The organism is Mucilaginibacter sp. KACC 22063, from assembly GCF_028736115.1.
Classification (GTDB): Bacteria; Bacteroidota; Bacteroidia; order Sphingobacteriales; family Sphingobacteriaceae; genus Mucilaginibacter.
The window spans coordinates 2054852-2080465 of record NZ_CP117877.1 but is presented as its reverse complement, the minus strand read 5'-3'; the positions used below and the strand labels follow the sequence as shown (position 1 = coordinate 2080465).

21 protein-coding genes and 2 pseudogenes are annotated in these 25614 nt (G+C 42.1%); 8 read left to right on the top strand and 15 right to left on the bottom strand.

Annotation, left to right across the window (positions count from 1 at the left end; all coding sequences use genetic code 11):
• Nucleotides 1-37: 37 nt before the first annotated feature.
• The 10 genes and pseudogenes from PQ461_RS09200 to PQ461_RS09160 form a co-directional block, all read right to left on the bottom strand.
• A complete protein-coding gene (locus tag PQ461_RS09200; protein WP_274303528.1) occupies nucleotides 38-310 on the bottom strand; it encodes a hypothetical protein in 273 nt (90 codons plus the stop codon).
• 128 nt (nucleotides 311-438) lie between these two features.
• The gene (locus tag PQ461_RS21220; RefSeq protein WP_443192786.1) at nucleotides 439-555 is read right to left on the bottom strand and encodes a hypothetical protein; all 117 of its coding nucleotides are present in this window, start codon (nucleotides 553-555) and stop codon (nucleotides 439-441) included.
• A 67-nt stretch (nucleotides 556-622) separates the two neighbouring features.
• Nucleotides 623-3235 carry a TonB-dependent receptor gene (locus tag PQ461_RS09195; RefSeq protein WP_274303526.1) on the bottom strand — a complete coding sequence of 871 codons (2613 nt, stop codon included), beginning with the start codon at nucleotides 3233-3235 and terminating at the stop codon, nucleotides 623-625.
• 9 nt (nucleotides 3236-3244) lie between these two features.
• Nucleotides 3245-4045 carry a GLPGLI family protein gene (locus PQ461_RS09190; RefSeq protein ID WP_274303523.1) on the bottom strand — a complete coding sequence of 267 codons (801 nt, stop codon included), beginning with the start codon at nucleotides 4043-4045 and terminating at the stop codon, nucleotides 3245-3247.
• 63 nt (nucleotides 4046-4108) lie between these two features.
• Complete coding sequence (locus PQ461_RS09185) at nucleotides 4109-4357, bottom strand: hypothetical protein (protein WP_274303521.1); 249 nt, start codon at nucleotides 4355-4357, stop codon at nucleotides 4109-4111.
• Between the two features lie 1732 nt (nucleotides 4358-6089).
• Nucleotides 6090-6269: pseudogene (locus tag PQ461_RS09180) on the bottom strand (DUF932 domain-containing protein); the annotation flags it as partial.
• Nucleotides 6250-6498, bottom strand: coding sequence for a hypothetical protein (locus PQ461_RS09175; protein WP_274303519.1), 249 nt, complete (start codon nucleotides 6496-6498; stop codon nucleotides 6250-6252). The pseudogene PQ461_RS09180 and the gene PQ461_RS09175, both read right to left, overlap by 20 nt.
• An 83-nt stretch (nucleotides 6499-6581) precedes the next feature.
• On the bottom strand, nucleotides 6582-6866 hold the full coding sequence (locus PQ461_RS09170) for a discoidin domain-containing protein (RefSeq protein WP_274304002.1): 285 nt from the start codon (nucleotides 6864-6866) through the stop codon (nucleotides 6582-6584).
• 24 nt (nucleotides 6867-6890) lie between these two features.
• The gene (locus PQ461_RS09165) at nucleotides 6891-8663 is read right to left on the bottom strand and encodes an alpha-L-fucosidase (protein ID WP_274303517.1); all 1773 of its coding nucleotides are present in this window, start codon (nucleotides 8661-8663) and stop codon (nucleotides 6891-6893) included.
• Nucleotides 8664-8719: 56 nt separating this feature from the next.
• Nucleotides 8720-9079, bottom strand: a complete 360-nt coding sequence (locus PQ461_RS09160) for an L-rhamnose mutarotase (protein WP_274303515.1) — start codon at nucleotides 9077-9079, stop codon at nucleotides 8720-8722.
• Between the two features lie 1026 nt (nucleotides 9080-10105).
• On the opposite strand from PQ461_RS09160, the gene PQ461_RS09155 reads away from it, so the two are divergent.
• Nucleotides 10106-10351, top strand: coding sequence for a hypothetical protein (locus PQ461_RS09155; protein WP_274303513.1), 246 nt, complete (start codon nucleotides 10106-10108; stop codon nucleotides 10349-10351).
• Here the strand turns inward: PQ461_RS09155 and PQ461_RS09150 are convergent.
• Both PQ461_RS09150 and PQ461_RS09145 read right to left on the bottom strand, forming a co-directional pair.
• On the bottom strand, nucleotides 10344-11150 hold the full coding sequence (locus PQ461_RS09150) for a helix-turn-helix domain-containing protein (protein ID WP_274303510.1): 807 nt from the start codon (nucleotides 11148-11150) through the stop codon (nucleotides 10344-10346). The genes PQ461_RS09155 and PQ461_RS09150 overlap by 8 nt on opposite strands.
• Nucleotides 11147-12175, bottom strand: a complete 1029-nt coding sequence (locus PQ461_RS09145) for an SDR family oxidoreductase (RefSeq protein WP_274303508.1) — start codon at nucleotides 12173-12175, stop codon at nucleotides 11147-11149. Before PQ461_RS09145 ends, PQ461_RS09150 begins: the two co-directional genes overlap by 4 nt.
• 77 nt (nucleotides 12176-12252) lie before the next feature.
• Here PQ461_RS09145 and PQ461_RS09140 point away from each other — a divergent pair, with 77 nt between their 5' ends.
• The 3 genes from PQ461_RS09140 to PQ461_RS09130 all read left to right on the top strand — a co-directional run bounded on the left by PQ461_RS09140 (nucleotide 12253) and on the right by PQ461_RS09130 (nucleotide 14221).
• Nucleotides 12253-12837, top strand: coding sequence for a Crp/Fnr family transcriptional regulator (locus tag PQ461_RS09140; protein ID WP_274303506.1), 585 nt, complete (start codon nucleotides 12253-12255; stop codon nucleotides 12835-12837).
• Nucleotides 12838-12948: 111 nt separating this feature from the next.
• On the top strand, nucleotides 12949-13806 hold the full coding sequence (locus tag PQ461_RS09135; protein WP_274303504.1) for an SDR family oxidoreductase: 858 nt from the start codon (nucleotides 12949-12951) through the stop codon (nucleotides 13804-13806).
• A gap of 10 nt (nucleotides 13807-13816) precedes the next feature.
• Nucleotides 13817-14221, top strand: coding sequence for a nuclear transport factor 2 family protein (locus PQ461_RS09130; RefSeq protein WP_274303502.1), 405 nt, complete (start codon nucleotides 13817-13819; stop codon nucleotides 14219-14221).
• Between the two features lie 35 nt (nucleotides 14222-14256).
• On the opposite strand, the pseudogene PQ461_RS21215 reads toward PQ461_RS09130, so the two are convergent.
• Both PQ461_RS21215 and PQ461_RS09125 read right to left on the bottom strand, forming a co-directional pair.
• A pseudogene (locus PQ461_RS21215) lies at nucleotides 14257-14735 on the bottom strand (SOS response-associated peptidase family protein).
• On the bottom strand, nucleotides 14686-14865 hold the full coding sequence (locus PQ461_RS09125) for a hypothetical protein (RefSeq protein WP_274303500.1): 180 nt from the start codon (nucleotides 14863-14865) through the stop codon (nucleotides 14686-14688). The pseudogene PQ461_RS21215 and the gene PQ461_RS09125 overlap by 50 nt, the downstream one beginning before the upstream one ends.
• A 683-nt stretch (nucleotides 14866-15548) precedes the next feature.
• On the opposite strand from PQ461_RS09125, the gene PQ461_RS09120 reads away from it, so the two are divergent.
• Both PQ461_RS09120 and PQ461_RS09115 read left to right on the top strand, forming a co-directional pair.
• Nucleotides 15549-16814 carry a hypothetical protein gene (locus PQ461_RS09120; RefSeq protein WP_274303498.1) on the top strand — a complete coding sequence of 422 codons (1266 nt, stop codon included), beginning with the start codon at nucleotides 15549-15551 and terminating at the stop codon, nucleotides 16812-16814.
• On the top strand, nucleotides 16775-17608 hold the full coding sequence (locus PQ461_RS09115; protein ID WP_274303496.1) for a FecR family protein: 834 nt from the start codon (nucleotides 16775-16777) through the stop codon (nucleotides 17606-17608). The genes PQ461_RS09120 and PQ461_RS09115 overlap by 40 nt, the downstream gene beginning before the upstream one ends.
• On the opposite strand, the gene PQ461_RS09110 is transcribed toward PQ461_RS09115, so the two are convergent.
• Nucleotides 17591-22273, bottom strand: a complete 4683-nt coding sequence (locus PQ461_RS09110; protein ID WP_274303494.1) for a caspase family protein — start codon at nucleotides 22271-22273, stop codon at nucleotides 17591-17593. The two genes, PQ461_RS09115 and PQ461_RS09110, sit on opposite strands and share 18 nt — an antisense overlap.
• Nucleotides 22274-23876: 1603 nt before the next feature.
• Between PQ461_RS09110 and PQ461_RS09105 the strand changes: the two genes are divergently transcribed.
• Nucleotides 23877-24755, top strand: a complete 879-nt coding sequence (locus PQ461_RS09105) for an alpha/beta fold hydrolase (protein WP_337993507.1) — start codon at nucleotides 23877-23879, stop codon at nucleotides 24753-24755.
• Nucleotides 24756-24898: 143 nt separating this feature from the next.
• Nucleotides 24899-25468, top strand: a complete 570-nt coding sequence (locus tag PQ461_RS09100; RefSeq protein WP_274303493.1) for a hypothetical protein — start codon at nucleotides 24899-24901, stop codon at nucleotides 25466-25468.
• The last annotated feature ends 146 nt before the right edge of the window (nucleotides 25469-25614 follow it).

The following is a 25614-nucleotide window of genomic DNA, read 5'->3' as shown; positions in this document are numbered from 1 at the left end:
GAGATATCTCCTTTGATCTTAGAATCAATAAACTGGATCAGAAAATATTTCTATGTGAATTATCATAAAACAAAACACTTGAAGCCGGGAACGAAGCTGAGCCTAACATTCTTGAATCTCCCTTGATATCGCTAAAAACGATATGTGGGGTTTCGGGGATAATTAGTTGAATACTTTCACTATCGTTAATATATTTCTGTATTTCATTGTCGCCAACATTGTTACTGTGGCTTTTATTAAAAAAATATAGAATGCTGCCAAAAGCTATTATCCCTAAAATCAAACCCAAAGTGATTAATAAGCTCTTCATGTTAAAGATTTTTAGCTATTACCTGTATATTACTTTTATTGTTCTTTTGTATAGCATCTATCAATGCCCGGTTTCTGGCTTTAATGTTACCCAGTTTTAGATTTTTGGCTCCTTGTGCAATGCCGAAATTAATAGTAGCACACTGCTGCCGCAACAGATGTATTGATAAAAGGCTGGATGATACCTCCTTTTGTACAATGTAATTGTGAAGTTTGAAGTAAAGTTTTATTTTGATTCAGCTTCACCTGTCTATGAAATTGTTGCCATGGTGATTTTAAGGTACAAGGAAAAATAACAAAAATCTAGAATATCTTAGAAGTTCAACCTTGCGCCTATTAATACATTAAACGGCCTTATAGTATAGATGTTTGAGGTATTGCTAGCCGTTTCTATAATATTGTAAGCAATAGTTTTTCTGTTAAAAAGGTTTTTAAAATTTAGTTCTAATGCAATGTTTTTAGTTGGGATGCATTGGACTTTGTAATCCGCGAAATAAGCTGAAAGATGTTGTGTTTGTGTCAGCTGATTATATACCTGATCGAGTCCTGCTTTCATATTTAGCTGCTTGTTTATAATCCAACCTAGTTCTAATTTTTGGTATAAACTAATTAAGGCGCCCGTTAATGATGTGTTTGATATTAGAAGATTACTGGAATTAAAGTTGCCATTATATTCGATATTGAAGAATTGATTAACACTCATTACATACTTGGGACTGACTTGTATCGACCTTGTTGTACTGTTTATTAATTGTGATGATTGTAATAAAGCATTGGTAGAATTTTTATAAGTGATAACGATAGATGCGGTCGCGTTGATATCGTCGATACCTTTACTGATTCTGCCGGACAGACTCCAAGTAGAATTGTCATTGTTGAAAGGAATTAGTCTTTCGATGGTAATGTAGTCAGAAAAAGAACGGCGAGTAAGATAATTGTTTGATATTGGAGAATAGGTTCCGGAAATACCCATAAAAAGAGCACTTACTGGGGAACGGTAATTTATGGATAGAGCATAGTTTTGGCGGTGTTCAATGTTAATGTTATTGTTACCCGAAACAATGTTTCTGTAAGTTTCGTAAATATAACCATCACTAAGATTCTCCAGGCCGATTATTCGGCTTGTCAGTTCCGCGCGCGCATTTAGTGAAAGCTTAGGCGTAAACTTATAGTTGATGTTTAAACCAGGATTTAAATAAAACCGATTGTCAATTGTAGTGGTCGGGCGTGATGAATTAATAAGCTCGTTTGCGTAAAAGTTTGCTGGTAAAGTTAGCTTCAAATTTAGATCATCATTCGCGTATTGACCTGATACGCTGCCAAAATAATCAAATGAATGCCATGAAATATCATTTGTCAGCGAATCCGTTAAAGGTAGTGATGTATTATTGTTTATAATTTCCGAAATAAGATGTTGGACAGTCGCCTTCACTCCTACACGATATTCCATCGCCCATTTATGTAAACTCGTGTTTACGGAGACATTAGTATTGCTGAAAAAATCGTGGTGATTTGCTTGTTGTATTACCGGGCTACTTACGTTAGGTACATTAAAAGCCAGTTCCTCTGGTTGAATGGTAAAATGATTATAGGAATTTATGGTTAATCTTGTCCTCTTGAAAGACTTTATAAAATTAAAGTCATTATTAACGTAATGATAAGGAACTTGACTCTTCTGTTGATTAGGATTTGTGCCGGTTGTAACAAGATTTGTATTATCCCAAAGTAGCTGACCACTAAGTTTATTATTAAAATAGAACTTATCGGTATTCTTATTAACATTGACATCAAGATTCCCTTGGTTCTGCCTGGAAATACCTACGCTGTTTTCAATGACTTGTTGTTCAAGGGAGTTGGGGCTATAATAGTTAACAACGGAGTTCTTAAAAGAACTTAATCTGTCGTTAACATAATTGAAGTTTGCTTTAATCTGGTAATTATTTTTTAAGAGCTTAAGATTATTTGATGAAACTGCGAAAGTTTGATTTAGCAGTGATCTCTCATCTGCAATCGGGGCATTTTCGGCAGCTACCTTTATGTACTTGGTTTGGGTACTCTGGTTATCCTCCCCATTCAAGTAATCCTCGAGCGTATGGGACTTGAACTGAGTTTTTATATTTTCACCAGTATTATTGGACTGGACGAGATTTAGGTTTTGACTTTGTCCTGTAAATTTCAGCGCTAACGCATCTGTTTTCCAAAGACCGGGCTTTACGCCCCCATCAAGTTCAATATGGCCTAACCAGCGTGCTTTAGAATTCTTTTTAAGTTTAAGATTTAAGGCAGCACGATCCGTTAGGACGCTATTCTTAAGTACTTTTATTGGTTGATGCCCTTCTAAAATTTCTACACTTTGAACATCTTGAGGTGCGACGTTATTGACAGCTAATCCATAGCGGTTTTCCAGCATGTCCAAGCCTTCAATATAGAATTTATTGATGGCTTTGCCGTTATAAAGTACAGTACCGTCTTCCTGAACATCAATCCCGGGAAGTTTCTTTAAAACATCTCCGATATTTTTATCCTGAACATTCGAATAGGAAGAAACATTATAACTTATTGTATCATGTCGTTGAATGATTTTTGGTGGCCGTACAAATACTTCTTTCAGCTGAGTGACTTGTGCAGTAAGCGATAGACTGATATTATTGGGATTCGAAATGCTTATTATTTGCGTCTTGTATCCGATCAGTGCAGCTTTTAAAAAGTATTTTTTTGAAAAGACAGATACTTCAATACTAAAATCCCCTTTGACATTAGAAGTAGCATATCCAAGGATTGTGCTATCGGCACTTAAAATAGTAATTACTGCTCCTTCTAACCGAATATCTTTATCCTTCTCTTTCACATACCCATTTACATTAATTTGGGAAAATGTAACACTGGCATAAAATAAAATGATTAGGATAAAGAAAACGATACGCATCTATAGCAACTATAACTCTATCGGATTGTAGGGACGCCCCTTGCCTTGATTTCCATTAGCAGGAGTGATTTTAACTGGGCCTGTCGCATTCAAATAAGCAACCGGATCTTTGTGATATTTTATCAAAAGTTTTTGAAAATCAGCTTTTGTCGTAGATATTGCCGGTTTTTGAGGCAGTGAGATCAAAGTTTCATCCTTAACCTTATGCAAGCCTATTAAATCAAATTTAAAATCCCCAGTACCATCCTCAACCTTTACGATCAAGCCCGGCAGTCCACTAAATTTCCACGGGCCAGTGGCGACCGGAACATCAGGGGTGAACCATGCGGTATATTTTCTTCCACTAAAAATGCAGATTGCTTTTTGCGCCTTATAACCGTTAATCGTTGCCTTTTCAGCTTGAATTTGCCATTTCTGTCCCATAGGCTCCTGATATTTGAAGCGATCAGTTCCAACCACATCAAAAACGGTCGTCATTCCTGATGGATAGTTTTTAAATATGTGGTAATCTACACCTTTTTTTCCATAGGAAGCCCGTTTTCCCAGAATTTCAACTGCTGACAAGCCTTTTTTTAGGTCCACCTGCAAGGCAGAGTCTACACGATAAGTATTGTAACTATAAAATTCAGACACCTTATCACCCACTTTCAATATCATGAAATCTTCTTTGGTTAAACTACGTCTTGTAGTGTCGTTCACCCAAACAAGCTTATACTCACATTGAAGTTTCGTGTGTTCGATTGTTTGCGCGCGAAGACTGCTAAATGACAAAGCTGCCGTAAGGAAAGTTAATAAATAGTATTTCATCATTGTTTATTATATTAAAAAATACTCATAATCAGGAGGGACGTTGCTCCCTCCTGATTAGATAATTTAGCCGCAATCTTGTTCGTCTAACTGAATAGCGGTAGCGATAATCTGTTCAGTAGTCGCTCCCGTAGGATCAATGTAATAAACAGTTCCACACGAGGTTGTGATCTGAATGTTCTGACGGAAACTTTTTGCTTGGGTGACAGTTGTTGCTCCTACTAAGAAAAATAGGCCCATTAAAATTTTTTTCATAAAATCGTGAATTAATTTAGTAAAAGTGTTTAGCAACACGTTAATGACTTTTCTTTCCATTGCTAAAGCGGAAAGTGGAATTAGAGGATTGCAAGCCCCTGGGGTTTCCATAACCCACTACAATGATCATTTGTAATATTTTTTGAAGAACTAAGTTCAACCGAAAGACTTCTTTTTATGGCTTTTCAAGCACCAATATCATGTCAGACTATAAGGACAAAGCGATATAGAGCACGAACTATAAACTATTTAAAAAGATCTGAAGGTAGTCTAGATGACTTAGCTGTATTCTGATATTATGAATTTTGGTTTCATTTAGGAAAGTATGATTTGTGTTTAGGTAAATCTGTTTAGTGTAGATAAGTCTGTTAGCTACAGCGAAACAATAATTCAATATTATATTTTATTTATGAGAAAAAAAAATTAATCGAAAAATAAATAATATTTTCTTTAAAAAATACTATTCAATTTTACACTATTAGTCCTGGAACTCAGTTAAAGCTAGACATAATTGTTGAGCTACTATTAACGTTAGAACTTTCAAGAGTTCTTTAACTATTTCTACCAATTGCCCCCCTGCCATTTTTTTTCAATGAAACCATTCAATGTGCCATCTTGGTTTAGCGTCTCTAATAAGTTATGGTTATGCAACCTTAACACCCGAATTTTAATCAAATAGATTGGAGAAAATAAGGTTTAATAGTCACTTACAGGAAGTTTATGAAACTTTTTCACGAACAACAAACAATGCCTCATAATGCCCCCTTTGGCTTCAAATAAGGTGATATGCGACATTGTCAAAGAGTACCGCCGCTGGGATTCTGTATCGGCTCCTATGCTTTTAAAACTGCTTTTTTAGCCTTAAAATACCAAGGCTAAAATTCAGATATTTCCAGAACTGATAAAAATTCAGGCCACTTGTTCATTATAATTTGACGGCTTGCGTCGTCTGCATACTGGAAAAGCTGAAATAAAGTTATTGTAATTTTATTGAAGTTCATTTGATTATTATTAAACCATCGGGCGTTTAGAAACTTTCGTTTGCGATAAGATAATAAGAGGATTAAGGATTAAATAATAACTCAACCGCCAGTTTGATTTCCTGTCCTTGCAAGTGTGCTGCGCATACTTAACAACTCAATCGTTGACAAATATCACCGTATAATCAAATGAGCCAAAAGCTGTTCAGAAAACACTTTGCTGCTTTTAACCAGATTCGGGCGATACTTTTTTATTCGCTCGTTCACCAACTCGGATAATTGTAACTACATATCAAAGGTCTTAAACCGAAATCCTATGTTCGGCGATACTCATCGCCATTGGTTTTCAGGTCATCGCATACCTCTTGTATACGGTCTAAAAGTGGTGCTAATTCTTCAGGAAAAAGCTTATGTAATAATTTGGCTTTATCTGTATTGGTAAGTTTCTTAGATTTTTCATTTTAGTGTTTTTTAGGTAACCTATTTAGTTCCTTATCAAAATCATCAGGAACTACGGGGGAGTATTCGGCTAAGCTGGCCTTTATAGAATTGCCTTCCTTATCAAAAGCAAAGGCAATGTTTTGACTCTCACATGATTGATTGCCAGTATTTCACACTTACGTTTTTTCAGATGCTATAAGCATGAAATAAGGCCGTACTAAATGTGATACCTATCCGGGTGATATGATGATTTTATACAGCTTGCCGTTTTCTTTCGGACGGTAAGAGCAAAATCATATTCATAGCAGATCGTTAAATCTTTCATAACTATTAAAATCTAAGTATGGCGGAGCTTGCCCGCCATACTGCCATTAATTGAGTATCAGGGCATCGGTGCCGTTCTTGGCGAAGTCAGTACAAAGGTCAAAGGCGTTCTGCCCCCTTTGCAGGCCAGCACCATACATGATGCTTTTGAACTTGCTTTCCTCGTCTTTGAAGTTGCGAACGTTTTGAAAATAGCCCGTGATACTGTTATAGGCGCCAAACAAAGTGCAATTGAACATTGGCATCAGCTAACCCACCTTGCATACCTGCTTTTACAGCCCTCTTGATAGCGATATCACCTTTATGAAATTGCCAGCTTGCATCAAAGTTTTCCTTAGATCTTTCAGATAAGGTCAGCGCTTTATTTTGTGCTGATACCTGCTGGGAGACTACGAGCAGCATTAAACAGCCCGAAAAATACAGTACTTTAGCAATAGGTCTTATATAGAAATTCATCTTTAATTCTCAATTTGCTTCCTGGCGAAATTTAATATTAACATGATCCACTTCTTATCTTGCATCCCGGTGCCAGGTAAAAACTACTGACTTGTAATAACATCAATCTCTGCATAACCAGCGCTATCATTGTTTTTGGTGTTTCCCAACGCACGTAACTTTATAAAACGGGCTTGCTCCCTTGGAAACTTTTTGGTCTGCCAAACCGGATTATTTTGAATGTTGGAAAATTCGCCTTCGCTAACCAGCTTCCAATCATGGTTGTCCCTAGAAACATAGAACTGATAACGGTTTATCAACCCCGCATCGGTGCCTTGTTTAGGTAAATATTTAAATCCAGTAAGCTTTTCAGTATTTCCAAGGTCAATTACAATTTCTGAAGGGATTTTTACTTACTCTGGTTGGGACCAGGAGGTAGCAGCATCTTCGTCAATAACAGCGTTCACCAGGTGATCATTGACCCCGATCACCTGCCAATCTTTATGTGATATATCAAAATCCTGTTCTCCTACTGGGCCAAGTTGTTTTAAACCGTTATCGAAGCCAGCTGCCTTAACAATGACTTTACCATCTGTTTGAAACGGGCCGTTGTACTTTGTGGAAGCCGCCGTTGGGTTACTACCGTCTGTAGTATAATAAATTGTTTGCCCGTCATTCCCTGTCACCGATACAAGCCCATTTTTGTTCCTTTTGATCTTTGGAACAGTTGGCAGATCAGCTACATAAAATATTCCGATATTGGAAATCAAGGGAATGTCTTTGGCGTCCAGGACGGTGAATCTGAGCTCCTGGGTACGTATGGTTGGAAACCGGAGGATCCGTTTATAACCTATGGTGGTTTGCTGAAGAATCTCCTTCCAAGATCCGTCGATCATAGCCTCGACCTTGAATCTTTTTACACGTTGGCCAAGTCTGATATATTCCTGAACCAAGAAGTTATTGATCAGAACAGGATTCTTAAATATTAGGGACAGACTTGCATTGATCACACCATCATCGGTCGTCCAGTAACTATTCTTATTCAGATCGACCACGTTTGAAGCTGCATACATCGTACTTTTGCCGCGAACGTTAGATCCGGTCACTTTCGCCTGCCTGGCAAGGTTGTTAGCAAATGCGTTTTTGATGGTCTTCGCGAACAAAGCACTATTGAGTGCGTCATTTTCATGGATTAGCCCTCTCGTATCGATAGGGAAATTTAACAAAAGCGTCGCATTTCTGCCGATGGAGTTATAATAAGTGTCTACCAGGTCAGATAAGCTTTTGACACGATTGTCTTCATTTTTGTGATAAAACCATCCCGGCCTGATTGAAGTATTCACTTCGCCTGGCACCCAAGCATTGCCATTTTCTACTCCATAACGTAGCATATGTTCAGGTACATCCCCCGTTGAATTGAGCAGGCTCCAGTTAGTTTCGCCGACATAACCTGATTCGGTGCCAACCCACCTCAAATCAGCGCGATCGCCGCCATCATTCCAGATAACAATTTTAGGTTGCAATGCACGAATTAGCTTATAAGTGTTTTGCCAGTCATAGTAGGTCTTAGCGTCAATTTTACGTGTTTCATTTGCGCCACCGTAATAGCCTGACCCACCATTGGCACCGTCGAACCATATTTCAAATATATCACCGTAATTCGTTAACAATTCCTTTAATTGATTCCTGAAATAGGTAATATATTCAGGTCGCCCGTACAAGGCACTGTTTCTGTCCCAGGGAGATAAATAAATACCTAATTTAAGCCCATACTCTTTACACGCTTTGGCCAGATCGCCGACAATATCTCCTTTGCCGTTTTTCCAAGGTGAATTTTTCACCGAATAAGCTGTATATTTTGATGGCCACAAACAAAAGCCGGAATGGTGTTTTGCAGTCAGTATAATTCCTTTCATTCCTGCTTCCTTGCATACGCGAGCCCATTGCCTGCAATCCAGATTGGTAGGATTAAAGATTTTCGGATCATCTGCGCCCGAACCCCATTCCTGGTCGGTAAAGGTGTTAGTAGAAAAGTGCAAAAAAGCATAATATTCCATTTCCTGCCAGCGCATCTGATTTTCACTGGGCAGGGGTTTAACCGGATGCGGTGCATTTACTTGTGCAAGGGATTTGGTAGCGAGGTAAAGTGCAGATAATGTCAGTATTAAAAATTTGATTTTCATCATTTTTATTTCGTCGAAAGGATTTTACGATAACAATAGCAATGTGGCCATCAACACAACTAAAGCGATGCGTTTAATTCATGGGTAAAAGAAAAAATATGGGCGGCCTGCACCCATTTTTCTTCTTTTTTAGCCCATGGCAGGGGCTGTTGAAATTGTTCCATCAACAATTCCCATTCCTGAACTCTCGGATTAGCCGCGTCCATTTTCGCTTTAGACTCTAAAGAAAAATCGTCAGCGGTATCCATAATCATAAATAATCTGTTACCTGTTCTATAAATTTGCATTTCAATAATTTTCGAATCTATAAAGCTTCGGCTGACTTCTGGCCAAGAGTTTTCTGGCCTGTGCCAGTATTCATAACGGTTTATTACTTCTTGATCATCTTTTAGATCGAGGGCAAAGCAGTACCTTTTCATGTTGATTTAAGCTATGCTATTAATTGTTAAAATAATGTGAATGAAACTGTTGTATTGGATATTTATAGGTAAAATCATTAAAGCTTGGTTTACAATGATTAGTCCCGCTGACTAATAAGATATTGGCATTTCAAATTTATTAAGATAAAGCTTAAACGACTTGACCTAAACAGACATCTTTGCATTACTATCAGACTTCCTGCTTTCTATTTGATCGATTTTTTACGTACTGATATGAAAATTTCTCAAGATGTTTTGTATAAATGAATGGTTTTTGTTACCTTTTCTTTTCCATCGGTTACTCATTACCCACCAAGACAAATAAATGTCTGTTTACGACAATTATTTTACAGATCCGCATTTTAGCTTTGAACCAACCAATAGATCAAATATATTTCACACGGCTATGAAAAGCACCGCTACTCTTAATTTATTATCATGCCTTGTGACGGCAAATAGTTACGGTTAACAAATAAAAAAAAACATCAGTTCAAAACATCAGCCGATTCCGGTAATTCCTGCTAAACTTCCGATGAACAGTGTCCAAATGGATGATAATAAGACTTTCCCGGAAGTACAACTGCAAATCCCCATCGCAAAAGGACCATTTGAGGCAAATTGGGGATCAATTGAATAGAATTATCCGGGCGAACCTGCGTCGTCGGCAGCAGCCCGACGACGTACTTATCTGGGCTAAATACCATTGATTCAAAATTTACCCATTTAATCTGATCATGATAGCCATTATATTGCATAAGCCTGTTAATTACCACATTGTCTTTCCTTGTAAACTTAGTTTGCCCATAAAAAGAGCTACCTTAAAATTGGACGCTCTGATTTAACCCTGACGATAAAGGTCAAACATATGGTATCGGAGTCAGTTGGAAACCATTTTGATTACTCCCTTTCTTATCGTTGAACGAAAAGGTAAAAGGGTTTGTTCTAAATTGCATATCGACCAACTATAGATGACGTTGCCTTGAAAAAGGCGGTGAACGTTGGAAAGTTTAAAAAGATGAAACGCAAATGAAAGCCGCTTTTAAAAGTTTCGACTTTGTATTGGATACTGTAGCCAGCAACAGCGACCTGAACCCTTACCTGGCAACGCTGAAAACCAACGGCGTTTATAGCAATGTCGGTTTACCCGCCAAACCTTGGAAAGTCAATTCCTTTTCGCTGGCCGTAGGCAATAAACTATTGCCGGGTCGGGAGCCGGAGGTAACAAACAAACCCAGGATGTCGCCCCTAGAATTCCGGGCGAATTTTAACTGATGGAATAAGTTGCGCTTTGTTTCCAAAGCTCAGTAGGTGTTTGTCCAAAAGCTTTTTTAAAGGCAAAAGAAAAGTGGGACAAATCCTCAAATCCAAGGTCGAGATAAAAAGCATTGGGTTTTTGCTGCTTTTTGGTGATCAGGAAGTAAGCTTCCTGAAGCCGTTTGCGGGTTAGCCAGCGGTTGGGGGTTTCTTGGAAAAGATCCTTAAAGTCTCTTTTAAAAGCAGAACGGCTACGACCGGTCAGGTAAGCAAAACGTTCGATACTGGCATTGAACTTATAATTGCGCTGCATAAAAGCTTCCAGATCGATCTTATCCGGTTTACTAAAATCCCACAAAACCGACCGAAGTTCGAGCCAGTTATCAAGTAAAATATTGAGCAATTCCCCGCGCTTTTCATCAGCTACCGCCGCCGCTATTTTACCGAAACCATCATAATATGGTTGAAGGCTTTGCATAAATCGAGGTATACTTTCGTTGTAAGCCAAAGGGATAAAGGCAGTACCCAAGCTGGCCGGTTCCGGTTCCGGTAATTGCTGCGGGATACTTTTCAAAAAAGCTTCGTCAAATATGATCACGATCTTTTCAAACTCGCCGTCGGTACGCTCTTTGTTATACCGTGCCAAATGATTTTTACGTACCAGCGCGTACTGCCCTGCACCAAGTGTAGCGGTAGTTTGCCCATCATAACCATGTATTCTTCCTTTAACGATGTAAAGAAAAAAATGCTCAGCGATGAACTGTTCCGGAGATATTTCCGGACCGATATAACAGGACTTTAACTCCGTAACTTTCATTTGATATGACCAAATTTAAGCATACTTTCCACGCTGAGCAAAATAGCTTCTTCGTTGGTCGCGATCGGCTCCCAATTCAAAATCCGGCGTGCCTTCTCATTGCTCACATTACGGCTGGCCCTGAGCATCGAGCCGATCGCTTTGGCTTTAGGGTTGAACAAACCGGCGATACGTACTAACCAGTCCGGTAAAACGCGCTTCGATATTTTTGAGGAGATAGCGGGCATTTTAGTTTGCAGCAATGCCGCAATCTCCGGTAAAGATATCTTACCTCCGGCTAAAGCCAGGAAACGTTCGCCTGCGGCATCGGGACTGGTCATGGCGCGGATATGCAGATCGGCTACATCTCTTACATCAATGATGTTTAACTGGAGTTTAGGGATCGCTTTCATCGAGCCGTCGATCAAGCCCCTGACCAATTCAAAACCACTGGACATGTCCGGTCCAAGCGCGGGCCCAAATATCCCCACCGGATTGATCACGCTTAATTCCAAATCCCCACCTTCGCGCTTGATAAAATCCCAGGCCGCACGTTCCGCCATTACCTTTGACTTATTATAGGAAGATAATCCTTTCTCATTCGGATCGGTCCATTCCTTTTCGGTGATCGGTGTTTGCGGGTCCTTATGGCTGTAACCGACCGCGCCAAAGTTGGAGGTCATGACCACGCGTTTTACACCTGCATCGCGGGCGGCCTTTAATACCCGCAGCGTTCCGTCCACAGCGGGGCGGATCATTTCGTTTTCATCCTTGGGCAAGGCTAAAAAGATGGGCGAAGCGATATGCAACACATAAGTACAACCTTTGACCGCCTCATCCCAATTGTCATCTTTGGTCAGGTCGGCTTCGATGAGCTCCAATTGAGCGGAAGCGGGCAGCATCTGTAGAATTTCCGTTTTCCGGCTGAGCGAGCGAACCGTAGTTTTTACCTGATAATCCTGTTCCAACAACTGCCGGATGGCATGGATACCAACAAAACCACTACCGCCGGTTACCAATACTTTGATGTTTTTGATAGCTTTCATGATCCAAAGGTCAGAAGGAAATCACGATCCTGTTTTGTTGAAAGGTCCAATTTTGATTTTCTTATCTTAGCGGTGCGATGTATGAAACTTTCCAACGATATATTGATAGCCGGGTTAAGCTAACTGAAGCCGAAAAAGAGCAGGTCCGTTCGGTCGCTGTCATCAAAAAGATCCGCAAGCGCCAGTACCTGTTGCAGGAAGGTGATGTTTGGAAATATCATGCCTTTGTGACGGTTGGCTGCTTGCGCACTTATTCCGTCGACGAAAAGGGCATTGAGCATATCATCGGCTTCAGTATCGAGAACTGGTGGGCAGGAGAACGCGAAAGTCTATTGTCCGGCGAACCAACCCGCTTTAACATTGATGCCATCGAAGATAGCGAGCTCGTGCTATTCACTAATGCCAATTTTGAAATGCTCTGCCAAACCATCCCGACCTTTAGGCAAATGATCGATAGCATTCTTAATAAAAGCTTTGTTACCCAACAAAGCCGTATCAACGCCACACTTAGTCAAACGGCCGAAGAGAAGTACGTCAGCTTCGTCAAAAAGTATCCGGATTTCGCTTTACGCATCCCTCAAAGCATGATCGCCTCCTACCTGGGTATGACACCTGAAACGCTCAGCCGCATCCGTACTCAGACCGCCCGAAACAGGTCCTGATTGATATAGATCAACTGTTTTCTTATTTTATGTCAATGTGCATGTTCTGCTTGTACCGCACCTTTGTATTGTTCAAACGAAACATTTACAAAACATAAAAAAATAGAAACCATGTCAAAAACAATTTTTATCACCGGAACGAGCACAGGCTTTGGAAAATTAACCGCTATTACTTTAGCCAACGCAGGCCACTCTGTTATCGCGGGTATGCGCAACGTCAATACTAAAAACGCTGCTGTCGCACAGGAATTAAACAGCATACCCAACATCGAAGTCGTAGAGATCGATATCACCAGCGATGACTCCGTTAAACAAGCCATTGAACAAGTGCTCACCAAATACGGGAAGATAGATGTACTGGTCAACAATGCCGCTGTCAGAGGTTTCGGCTTGCTGGAAGGTTATACAATAGAACAGTTCAGAAATATGTTCGAGGTCAACGTATATGGGGTTTTGCGTACGTACCAGGCCGTACTTCCTGCCATGCGAAAGGAAAAGAACGGTTTAATCATCAATATTACTTCGGGTGCCAGCGGTCATACGCTTCCTTTCATGATCCCTTATTTCGCTTCCAAATTTGTCGTGGAAAGCATTACCGAAGGTGCACAGGGCGAATTGATTGATTTCGGTATCGAAAACGTCAGCATTCAGCCAGGTGTTTATCCGACCGAGATGAACAATGGCTCGAAAGCCGGTGTTCATGCCGACAAACCAGAGATCGTTGCTGAATATGGCACTGCGGCAACTGAACGCTTCAACGCTTTAGGTACAGCGCTCTTTGGCAAAATGAAGCAATTCGATATGAACCCGCAAGCCATCGCCGATGGCATCCTGGAATTGGTCAACATGCCCAAAGGCACACGTCCACTGCGTATGCCACTTGACGCCATCGCACAAGGAACCGACAAAGAGTTCATCGAGACCCGTGCCGCCATCAAAGAGAAATGGCTGGCCAAATACACCGCTTAATCTGACTACCATGAAAACTGCAAAAGAATTATTATTGGATTACCTGAATAATATCGGTAACCCGGACTTCCAGATCGAACTATTCGCCGATGATGCTGTATTTGAATTACCTTACCTGGCCAGCATTGGTTTGCCCGCCCGCTGGGAAGGCCGTGAAATACTGTATAATTTTTTGGGGAACCTGCCCAAAACATTCCCTGGCTTCAGGTTCAAAAACATCCAGATCCATATCGATACGCCCGAACAGGCGTTCGGGGAATACGAAGCCACCGCGACCATCGCCGCCAACGGTAAAGACTATGCCCAGCATTATATGGGCCGGGTAGTTGCCGAGAACGGTAAGATCAAACTGATCCGGGAAGCTTTGAATATGGTCCCGGTGTTAAGAGATATAAAAAACATACCTATATCCTAAATAAAAATTCCCGATCAGCCGATCGGGAATTTTTATTAATTATCGTCTTTATACACACTGATCGTCAAATATTCGGGTAAACATGGTTTGCTTCGCAAATGGTTCACCCGCTCCGGCCCTGAGTAAGCACCATTGATCCATGTCTTCACATCACCACGCTCCAAAATAGCGGGCATCCGGTCATGGATCTCTGCCATCGCCCGGTTCGGTCGCATCGTGATCATTACAAAAGTAGGCAGCAGGACGTTCGTCTTAATATCCAGCCACACATCCCATAATCCCGCGATATAAAAGGCTGTCCGTCCCGCCGCTCTATTTTGTAAGTAATATTCCGTTCTTTATTAAATTCAAAAAACGCCTGTATCCACACCACGCAATGTCTGCGTCCGACTTCCTGCCGCCAAAGCGGCACCGTAAATAAAGACTCGATCCGTGCATGCTTATTCTTACTATGCATCTTATCATCATCCGACGTCAGCAAACCCCAACGGAATTGCTGCACTTTCCCCGGCATCGCATCCGTTACCACCGGGCAAAATACTGCCCGGGTTCCCCGCACCATTATTCTTTGGCTTATATGATTCGCCATCACGCGTAATGATCTTAATATCCTTTTGCACCCCTATCTCAACATGTCCGCACATAATCTTTTTAAAATGAATAAAAATACTAATTATTTTAGCAATAAACGATTCGATTTTCTCGTATATTTAAAAAATGACAGGAAAAATATTACCTATAGAAAAAGCCTTTAGTCACGATTCGACAATACCCCTTATCCGATGAACCTCCGGTTCTGCAATTCGATAGTCAAGACTGTCGCCAAGCATAGTTTTCGGCATATGCTGGTAAGCAAGCTGTAATTCATTGCTATATTGCTTTTCGATAGCTCGAATCTCGCGCCTAGAAAGCATTTGCAATTCGGCGTCTTCTTTAAAGACACTACCTTATACAAAGCCGAATCTCAGGTTGCCTTCATCTTCTTACGGCAACAGAACGCCGGATAAAGGCTAAAAAGCCTTAAATAACAACGGCCTGATGAAAAACATTGAAAAGTTTTGCAAAATGGTTAATCTTGCTGCAAGGTTCGAACGTTTTTTTGCAATTGAGCCATACATGAACATTCACGGATTTGTTATCTATGTATCGGACATGCAGCTAAGCGTGGCTTTTATGGTCCTTTTCTTTGTTCGGCCAAGCGTGAACATGCTGACTGAGCTGCTATGTTTTTCATATCACAAAAAACGCAACCGGCACTAAAAAAGTTAAAGTAGTTTTCGACAACGGTCGGATCAAGGCAATAAATTCGTATTTTAGACCATACGATATGCCTGAAAATCACAATAATAAAAGACACCGGCACAGGTTATTTGCCCGCATTTTCCTGCATGCAGGGTGGCTGGTGTTGCTGACCATTGGTTTGCAGTATATCCCTTTTACACGCCCGGATGAAAAAGACTTTTTACGCTGGACCGCCATCTTACGTCACAATATTTTTCGCCATGATCAAAAAGGAACCGACAGTGTGGTATTTATTGATACTTCACCCGATCTTGCACTTGTTTCCGACACGGCGTTAAAGATCGATACCGTTGCGCCTATCCATCCTCCGGTAAAAATAATCACCGACCGGATCAAATTGGCTTATCTGTTCAATATTCTTAATCACCACGTAAATGACTACCGGTACATTTTATTAGATATTGCCCTAACTGAAACCAGCTCTATGGACAAACCGTTGGACAGCGCTATTCGGAAAACACCTAAACTCATGGCCTCGGCCTTGTTTGATGATGAAGAAAAAAAACTTACGCCGCCTGTTTTCCGGGTTCCTTATGCACCGGTAGCTTATTCGGCAATGGGCGGGTCCTTGTTTTACAAAATGCCGGTCTTTTATGGTGACAGCCTCAAAAGCCTCCCCATTTCGCTTTTTGAACAACTGACTAATAATCGCTTTACCCGTAAAATGGGCGTAGTCTGGCTCAATGGTGATCCGTCTTTCAACTATGTTATCCCTGAATTTTATTACCGCGCGGCCAATATCGTTCGTGATGACGGCACCCGGCAAAAAGCCATCAATACCTATTACTTAGATCAACTGATCAATATGGGAGATGACGCCATGATGTTCCTTAAAGGTAAATACATCGTTATCGGCAACTTAAGCGACGACCAGCATACTACCTATATTGGTAAAATACCCGGCCCTGTATTATTGTGGGATATTTTCCTGAGCCTTCAAGATGCGCCTCTGCTCATCACCTGGAGGTGGTTACTCTTTCTTTTCCTGATCTTTTCGTTTATAAGCGCTTTTCTGTTCCTGCGAATGGACCGCCGGTTGAAAAAACTCGAGAAAGACCTGCCGAAGATCCCCTGGATCAAAGATATCATCGTCAAGTATGTCTCCTGGCTGGGCGTTGTTATTCTAATCAACCTCATTTCAACCCTTTTATTCAAAATTGTCGTCAGTACTTTTTTCATTGCCACCTACCTGACCGGGTTTGCATTGGCTATTGAAAAGCATAAAAAATGGTTAAGTACCTTAAAAAAACTATGGGAAAAATTTACCGCCTTGTTCAACAAAGCTGTTTAGCTACGTTGCTATTCCTGGGTTTCAATAACTCCGCCGCCGCACAAATCGCTATTGTTACCCACGTATCAGGAGAGGTTTGGCTCAAAAATACGCCGGTGGCACTACGGATGCACATTGGAATAAAGGACACCTTAAAGGGAAAAGGAAACGCCGAAGTCGGGCTACTCGACCAGCAGCGCGGGCGCGTGTTGATTCAATTTAAAAACGGGCATCGCATTGCGGCTAATCGCAAAAGTAAACCATCAGAGCTTTATCAGCTCACCATCGGTGATGCAATGGAAGATTACCATACCGTTAAGCAGGCAACCCACAAAGGCACATTTGATCTTAATGATTTTTTCAGCCATACCGATGAACCCGGTAAACCCCAGCGCCTTTTGCTCGTCAGCGGCCAGGGATTGCCGCTCCATGCCCTACAGGTGACTATAGATCCGAGCGACCGCTATTTTATTTGCCCTGCAAGTGATACCAATGCCGTCGTGCTCTTAAAACGCACTCCGGATTCGCTATATATCCCGCAGCTCAAAGCCGGCTCTTATTTATTACAGGTGCGCTATCTGCAGGCAGGAAAGGAATACCGCCGTTTTTTTCTTCAGTCTTTTCAGCCCAAGTGGTTGACCGGCCCTCAAATTCGTGAAATCGCCCGAAGCTTTACCGATCAGCGCGAAGCATACTATCACAACGATCAGCAGCGTATGCTCGACGACATTCATCAGGAACTCTTCGACTGGTACGGAAAATGCTATATGGATGGTGTCGATCGCTACGTCCCGGGCTTAAGGCAATTTGAGTAAGAGCCAATCCAACCCCGGGATATCGCCGCGGGTAACCGGGTGCTGCGATTTGTTTGTAGACTTAGGCACCTGCGTAAGCAGATAATTTTTCAATTCCTCAACGGAGATATCGCCGTCTCCATTGCTGTCCGCTGCTTTTTCACGGATCCCCCGGCTCAAACATTCCGTAAACACACCGTTCGTCTTACCCTCGTTGGCGTATTGTGTCGAACGGGAAGCGCAGACCACTACAGCGCCCGTAGCGGAGCTGACATCTGCAAAAACATCCTGCATCAGGTCGAAAGGTAATGCATATGCTGAAGTATCGAGCGCAGCATAACGATCTCCTTTTAATAGGGTACGGTCGCTTTGGCCGCTGTTGCAGGCATCAATTAATACCAGCTTCTGACGGGCGGGAATGGCGGCCAGCAACTTTTCCATGCGGACAAAGTCATACGCTGTATTTGCAGGAGCGGCAGGTTCGGCACTATAGGTGCTTAGGTAAAAGCCCGAGGTCGCACCAATCCCGTGCCCCGAAAAGTAAATTACTACTTTATCGTCGATGTCCGTTGCTGAAAGAGTTTTCAATAGCGAATCGATAGCAGCTGGTGTGACCTGACTTTCAAAAAGGATAGCTGTGTGCACAGCACCGCCCAAATGCAGCAAAGTGTCTACTAAATGAACGTCTTTCACTGAAAAATGCAGGGTCTGCAATTGCGGACTTTGATAATGATTCAGACCAATGCCCACAAAGTAGGTTTTTGGCGCAGGCCGCGCTGCTGCGCAGTTGATCTCAACCGTCCTGACCAAGCTTGCCACTCCATTTTCGTTCACACAACTCAATTCAATCCGGTTATGGCCTGCTCCAAGATGCAGCAACAACCGGCCTGCCATTTTTTTACCATCCGCCGAGCGGACCAATCCATTCGCGCTAACCGGATTGCCATTAATATTCACCCTCAGCTCCGTTAAACGTAAACTCGTATCTTCCGCTTGAACTATCACGCTTACCGTATCGGCAGACTGCCTTGTCGGCAATAATCTTTCATTGAGCACTCGGATCTCCGGCGCATGAAATTTAGTAAGGTCAAAACTGGGCACAAGCGTATTCCCCCGACGCTTCAGTGCCGCTTCCTGATAGGCCCTAATGAGTTTTGTGTCCCGTTCATCTGCTGCCGCCAGCACTTTATCCGGGCGATTGAAATACATATCGAATTGTGTGTAGCCAAATAGCCCGCCTTTATAATTGAAATAAAAGCGGTTTAAATCTGATCTGTCAGCAAAGTAGGAACCATCGCTCAGAAAGAAATTCAAAGTTCCATTATTACCGGGCGCGAACGTATATTTCTGGTGCAGTGATTTCAGCGAATAACTGACCGCCTTATAAGCGTTTATAGTCACAACAAACGTACTATCCGTATTAAAATAAATTGTCCGCAGCGGATCGTAATCTACGGGTGCCTGGTTTGCAATTAAACCTGATTGGAGATCCCATTTGGATACAAACCCGTCCGCACCCAAACTGATCAGGTAGCGTTTGTCGGGACTGACCAATGCCTGGGCAAATCCCCCCGTCTGCTGGAATGAAAAATTGTGAAAGGTATTCGTAGCGAGCTGATAGGTGCCCATCTCGCCCGAAAGAGTATAACCGTAAGCTTCCCCTTTGCTCACTTCCGTAATCACCACCAGATTCGTTTGGTAAACCTTTGCATTTTCAGGGTCAACCAGCCGCCCGTCGCTTTTTACCCAATGCCCTTCGGTCATCGGCTCCACGTTGAGCCCGTCCATGTCGATCATTTTCCAAGTTTTATTGGCGATATCATAAACTCCTGCTGGGTGTCCGTTCTGAAGACAGAGCCAATACCTATTATCCGCCGTAAAAAACGTTCGGTAATAAGGCCCCGCTAACGCAGTAATCTGTTTACCGCTGGCCGCGTCGAACAAGAAAGCCGTATCCCGGTAAGTATGCTCATAGTCCGTACAGGTTGCCACATATTTTCCGTCCCGCGAAGCCGAAACCTGAACGATCTCTGTTGCCATACGGTGAGAAACCAACAAACGCGAAGCAGAATCGCTGTATAATTTAAAGTCATACAATACCCCCTTGTCATAACGCTGCATGATCGCATAGCTATAGCCCGGAAAATGACCGCTGGCAGGAATGTAATCAGGAGGGCCGAATGGGATCCTCATGGTATCTCTCGTTACCGGATTAACAAATCCCGACCATTCGGTGGCACGCACCATCGCCAGCGAGTCCCGGAAACCGTCAATTGAAAACTCTTTCGCCGAACGCGACCATTTCATCAAAGCTGGTTTGCGCAGATCCAGCACACCCAACATTTGGCCCGACGTCATCCACAGGTAATGAAAATCCGGATCCAACCGAATCTGCTTAAAGGTAAACCGGCTCATTTCCTTTGTGTTATTTTGGCCCGAAACCGATATTGAAGAGGTAACTAAGTCGCTGATTGATGCCGGCGGATGTAGCTGTAGCTTTCTGACTTCATCGGTAGATGAAAAAACTGTTTCACCACTTAACAGATCAAATACCCAAACATCATCCTGTGATAAGCCAAAAGATGTCTGCGTAAGGGCGATCAGCAAATGCTTTTTGCTATCCAACATCAAGATATTCACACCAGCCAACTGCTTGCGGAATGCTACTTTACCGGCGATCAGGTCCCATACCTTAATCTTATTGTCCCGTGTATGCGTGACCAGATAATGCCGGTCATCGCTCAAAAAGAAGTGTTGGAAAATGATATTTCCCGGACCTTGCTCATTAAAGTGAACACTCAGATCAGCAGCAGAACTACCATCCGAGAGACTGGTGATGCCCTTTTCTTTCAGATCAATGATCCTGACTGAGCCGTCATCCATTAATGCGTAGAGCTTTTGCCCCGGAGGATCGCTGGCGATCATCAGCGCCCGGTGATTATTCAACAGCGGTTTAATTTCGCGTGTTGACACATTTACCGTATAAATTCCGTTCGACGTACAAGCCATGTAGTTCAAAGCATCGATCCTCGCCATACTACTCACTCCCCAGGGAAATTTCAGCGAGTCCCAGTTCAGCTTCTTTAAATCCAGCAGATCTACCTTAAATGGGTCGCCAATGACCCAGGCATAGTCATTATCACATAACAGGGAACCCGTAAATATCTGATGTTCCAGTTTATGCGAAGGTAATACCACACTGCCATCCGCCGTCCTTACCAGGTCGACAGCAGAATCCCTTTTAACCAATAAGTAACGCTCATCCGGCGTAAAAGCCGCCATCCCCACCAACTGATTGTTCCAACCCAGATTTTTAACCAACATCAAGCTGTCCCCATTTCTTTTTTTCAGGAATTTGTCACCGAATGCATTGTAAAAGGCATAGCGGTATTGGGGACTGAAAACTACGCCCGAAATTTCATTTTGACGATTAAAATTCTTAAAAATATCGACTTGCAATTTTTGATTTAACGTTCCGTCGGGCCGGAGTAGTTGCCGCTCATATACTGTAGAAAGCGTATTGAGCGCAGGGGATACCGGGTCTGTCAGGTTAAAGTATTGCAGGTCGTAAATACGCGGTGAATGACTGATTTGGCCAATCGTGCTCGTCTCCACGGTCGAGTATGCAAAATGCCGCCTGCCCAATGCCGCCGCGTAAGTATCGATCAGATCCGTGGCGACAGTATCCTGAAATTTCACCAGCAGGGTATTGGGGTCTATAAAAGCCAACACCCTGCCTTTTTCGGTGCTTCCGAAAATAGACAAACGCTGACTGCAGACGAGCCATCGATCATTTGCATAGAGTTTTCTGAACCCGCTGCCTTGGGGCAACAAAGCATCTGGGTTGGTCAATTTGCCATTCCGCAGATCCATTAACATCGGCGATCCACCCACCGACTCTAGCAACAGCATATAGTCCCCGCAAAAGGAAGCGCCCGATAGCACGCCCAGATTCTTTTTATAGGACAAAGTCCCCTTATCCACATCAAGCAAGGCGAAATCGTGCTGGTTCATATCGTACAAAACCAAAGCATGCCGCCGCTCATCAAAGGCAAGGGGGTTTACAAAAGTATTGGAACCACCGATTGCTGTCGGCCAGCGCTGATGGCAAACCCAATTTTCGTCGTAAACGCCCACTGAATCCGTAGCGACTATAACATAACCATTCCGGTAAGTATAAATATCCCTGATCGAACCAACCATCGCTCCGGGAGTGGCCTTTCTTATGGGAATCGTTTGTATCAAATGCATATTCCGTGCATCAAATAATTTGACCTGAAAGGCCGAAAACACCAGGAACTGCGAACCGCGTACCTGGACATACATATCCCCGAACGTTAGCGGAACAGAAACACTTTCCCGTGTGCTGACGTCCCATACCTGCAAAGCAGTTCCCAGATTCACACAAGCCAAGCGGCCCGTTGAGTCTGAAAAAGCTACCGACATGATCATCCCCGCATTGTCCATATAAAATTCATCTGCTAACCGGCCGTTTGCCGCATTCCACATACGTACTGAATGCCCGTTGACACCCCAGGAAAACATCCGCTCTTCCTTTTCATCGAACCGATAATTTCCCAACAACTCCTGATCACCCCGCTGGATGACCAGCTCCTGCGCCATGCTTTTTCCGAAGGCACAGAACAAACTGAAAATTAAAAAAATGCGGATAGGGATCAGGTCCATTTTGATTAGATTTAATCTGTGACAAGATACTGAATAACAATAACTTCTGAAAAAAAAAGCATTAAAACAGATTAACGTATTGGCTATATGAAAAATGTATTAAATTAAGTACTTCTTTGTGATAAAGGTGGTCATCTTTTCCAGAAAATAAATAGCGATCTCCTTATACCTAAATTTGACACGCGCAGAAATACTCTTGATTGTATTCCAAGATATATTTTCTTTCCAGATATACGAAAGCCGGGGGCCAGCGTTTTGTAGGCCATCCAGAAGCTTTATTTAGAGACATCGAGTTTTATTTCCTTTTTGCATTAAACAACAAATATTCGTTAGTTCCAGATGGTTAATTTATAAACTCAACCTTGTCATTTAACTGCCCGATTTTAAAAGTTAACTTTTCGAATCTCCTTAAAATCAATTTAAGTTCGGATAGTCTAAACGTTGAGATTTCAAGATGATGAAAACTACCGATTCGGACTTCTTCAAATTCTCGAATCAATTAGTCCTTCTTAAATACTTGCTACAGTTGTCTTATCAGATATTTACAGGAAAATACAGATACCTTTCTTTTTCTTTTAACGATTGTAAACGATTCTTAGCCTTGCCTTTGGCTTACTTCATGCACCAAGTAAATAGTTAACTATGTGGTAGTTCAAAGAAGTGAAAATAAGGGAAGCAAATTTCCATAATTCAAACCACATCCCACTTTTCAACTAAAAATCGCTCCATGATGAATTGAGTTTAGCCGCAATGGTCATATATTTAGGTAATGAATGATTTAGCTGAACTACGATACTTTCTTGAAAGTGAAAATGAAAAAATCAGGCGGTCTATTCCTGATGATATTTATACAGTTAAAGCGATGATTCAAATGGTTGTTCGGACAATGGATGTCTTTTACAGTCAGCATTATTTTTCAATAATTTATTGCCATGATTTTGCCACAAAATATTGGGCAATTTTGATGTTTTTTGGGGAATTGACGAAAAACAAAAAGCCTGTAAACTATTGATTTACAGGCTTTTGTTTGTTTTTGATGATATTAGTTGCGGTGAGGGAGGGATTTGAACCAACCGTTGTATCTTGCTGTAATACAGTCAATTAACTTCTTTAAGATAATCGAACGCCATAGAAGTCGCTCTTTCTATTTTACCTCTGTAAATCTTCTACAAAGATACATAATTATCATTTTATCAGCCAATATAGCTCGCTGCGAAGTGTTGCAGCATGACAACTTTTTCGTAGAAGACAGCCGCTTATTCATCAATATGGATTGAAAGGATGAGTCGAGCAACGAACGCCGATAATATGAAATTTTTAAAAAATTTTCTATTTTAGGTGTATTTGCAAATCCTATTAAAAAAATCCTAATCCGTTATGGCCAATTCTTTACGTTCACATCAGTTCCATATTCTGTGTGGACCGCCATCGTTGGCTTTACTTATCCCTAACATAATACTACTGACGATCAAACGACGCCTACCGATTCCCGGTATGCTACTCTTGGGCCTTTGCTTAAGCAGTTGTCATTATTCAACCACATTAAGCAGCCACGAAGGTCACCTTCTTATTAAGGGGGGCGAGATTTGGTATAAAGTGATCAGTGACCCTAAAACAGCAGATAGGCCGCCTTTGTTGTTGCTGCATTGGGGGGCCGCGTTTTCCAAGCTATTATCTTTCTCCATTATTTGACCTGGCGTCTGATTGTCCGGTGATCGTTTTTGATCAATTGAGCCGCGGCCGGTCTGAAGCTACGACCGACACGGCCAACATGTCTATCGCTAGCCAAGTCGCCCAGATCGAAACCCTGTTGGCCCATCTTGGCGTTAAGGACTTTTATCTGTACGGACATTCTTATGGTACCATGCTGGCGGTTGAGTATTATTTCAAGCATTCGCAACAAGTTAAAGCAATTATCCTGGGCAGCCCTTGTATGAGCACCAAACGTTGGGTAATAGATGCGGATACGCTGATGGTCTCGTTGCACGAGCCAGAAAGAACACTACTCCAAAATATGAAAAAAGGTGTTAAACAAGACTCAGTTAAAGAAGCGAAGGCTCTTCACCCCTATTTCTCCAGTTTTTACAACCACGGGCAGCATGTTCCACGCATCGACTCGGCCATCGCGCAATCTGGTAATGAGTTATACAAGCATATGTGGGACAAAAGCGAATTCATTGCTGACGGTACGCTGGCGCATTACAATCGCATAGCAGACCTTAAGCGTATTTTGGCCCCTGCCCTGCTGATTTCTGGCGAATATGATGCCGCGCGCACGCAAAATGTGCGCTATTACGCTTCATTAATGCCCAATGCCAATTTTGTTTTGGTGAAGGGAGCCGGGCATTCCACCATGAACGATGTGCCGGGTGTAGATGAAAAGGTAATAAAGGAGTTTATAAAGCCATTAACCAAACCACGGTATGAAAGCCCACAACGGAATTCGGGCAGCAGTTTCTTATACGTGGAAGGTTCAAAGTAGTCTTAGTCAACTGGATTCGACTGAGTAAACTGTCCGGTATTAGTGCATGACACCTGGTAGTAATCATTGGCCTTACATAGAAATTCAAAGTAAATAAACCTAGCCCATTCAAATATTTTACTATTGACCTACAATCTATTCAAATGAATATCAATCATTTTGGCCCTTTCTCCCCAGACGTATGGGGTTCGGTTTCAGACTGGGTCTATATTATCGTTACTACAGCCACCCTCTACTTTATATACCGCACGTTCAGATCTCAGTTGGAAGTTCAGCGAATGCAGCTTAGAATTACTGATATCGAAAATGAGCGCTATCGGCAGGAAACCCTCCCGGTATTTTATGCAGAAATATTAGAAGATCAACCAAACCAGCCGTCCGATCCAAATCACATGCTAGTCTCTATTGGATTTGGTCTGAAAAAACATGAATGTAAAAATGTTAAGTTAACAGTGGCTTCAGACATAGCCGAGAAATTGGAATGGACCCATTTGGCAGGGAATTTCCAATACGTAGGAGCCGGTGGCGCGAATTTGATTGATGTTTTGATTACTAAAAAACAACACGGTTATATGTGGATGTTCCCAATTCAACTTACTTTCCACTTCCAAGATATGGTGGGTAATAGCTACGAGCAGAATATACACTGCCTGTGGAGGGGGTCTGGTAAACACCAGATCCTTAGTTTTACCCCGGTGCCAATTATGCAATAGGATTCAATTCCAAAAACCTTATTAAACAACTACATTTTATGGTACAAGACAACAGAGAAATGTCATCCGCTCGGGTTCTATCAGACAATTCATAGATTAATTTTCAAATATCGCGTAGGCATGCGGAGAATAATTCACCTATAAAA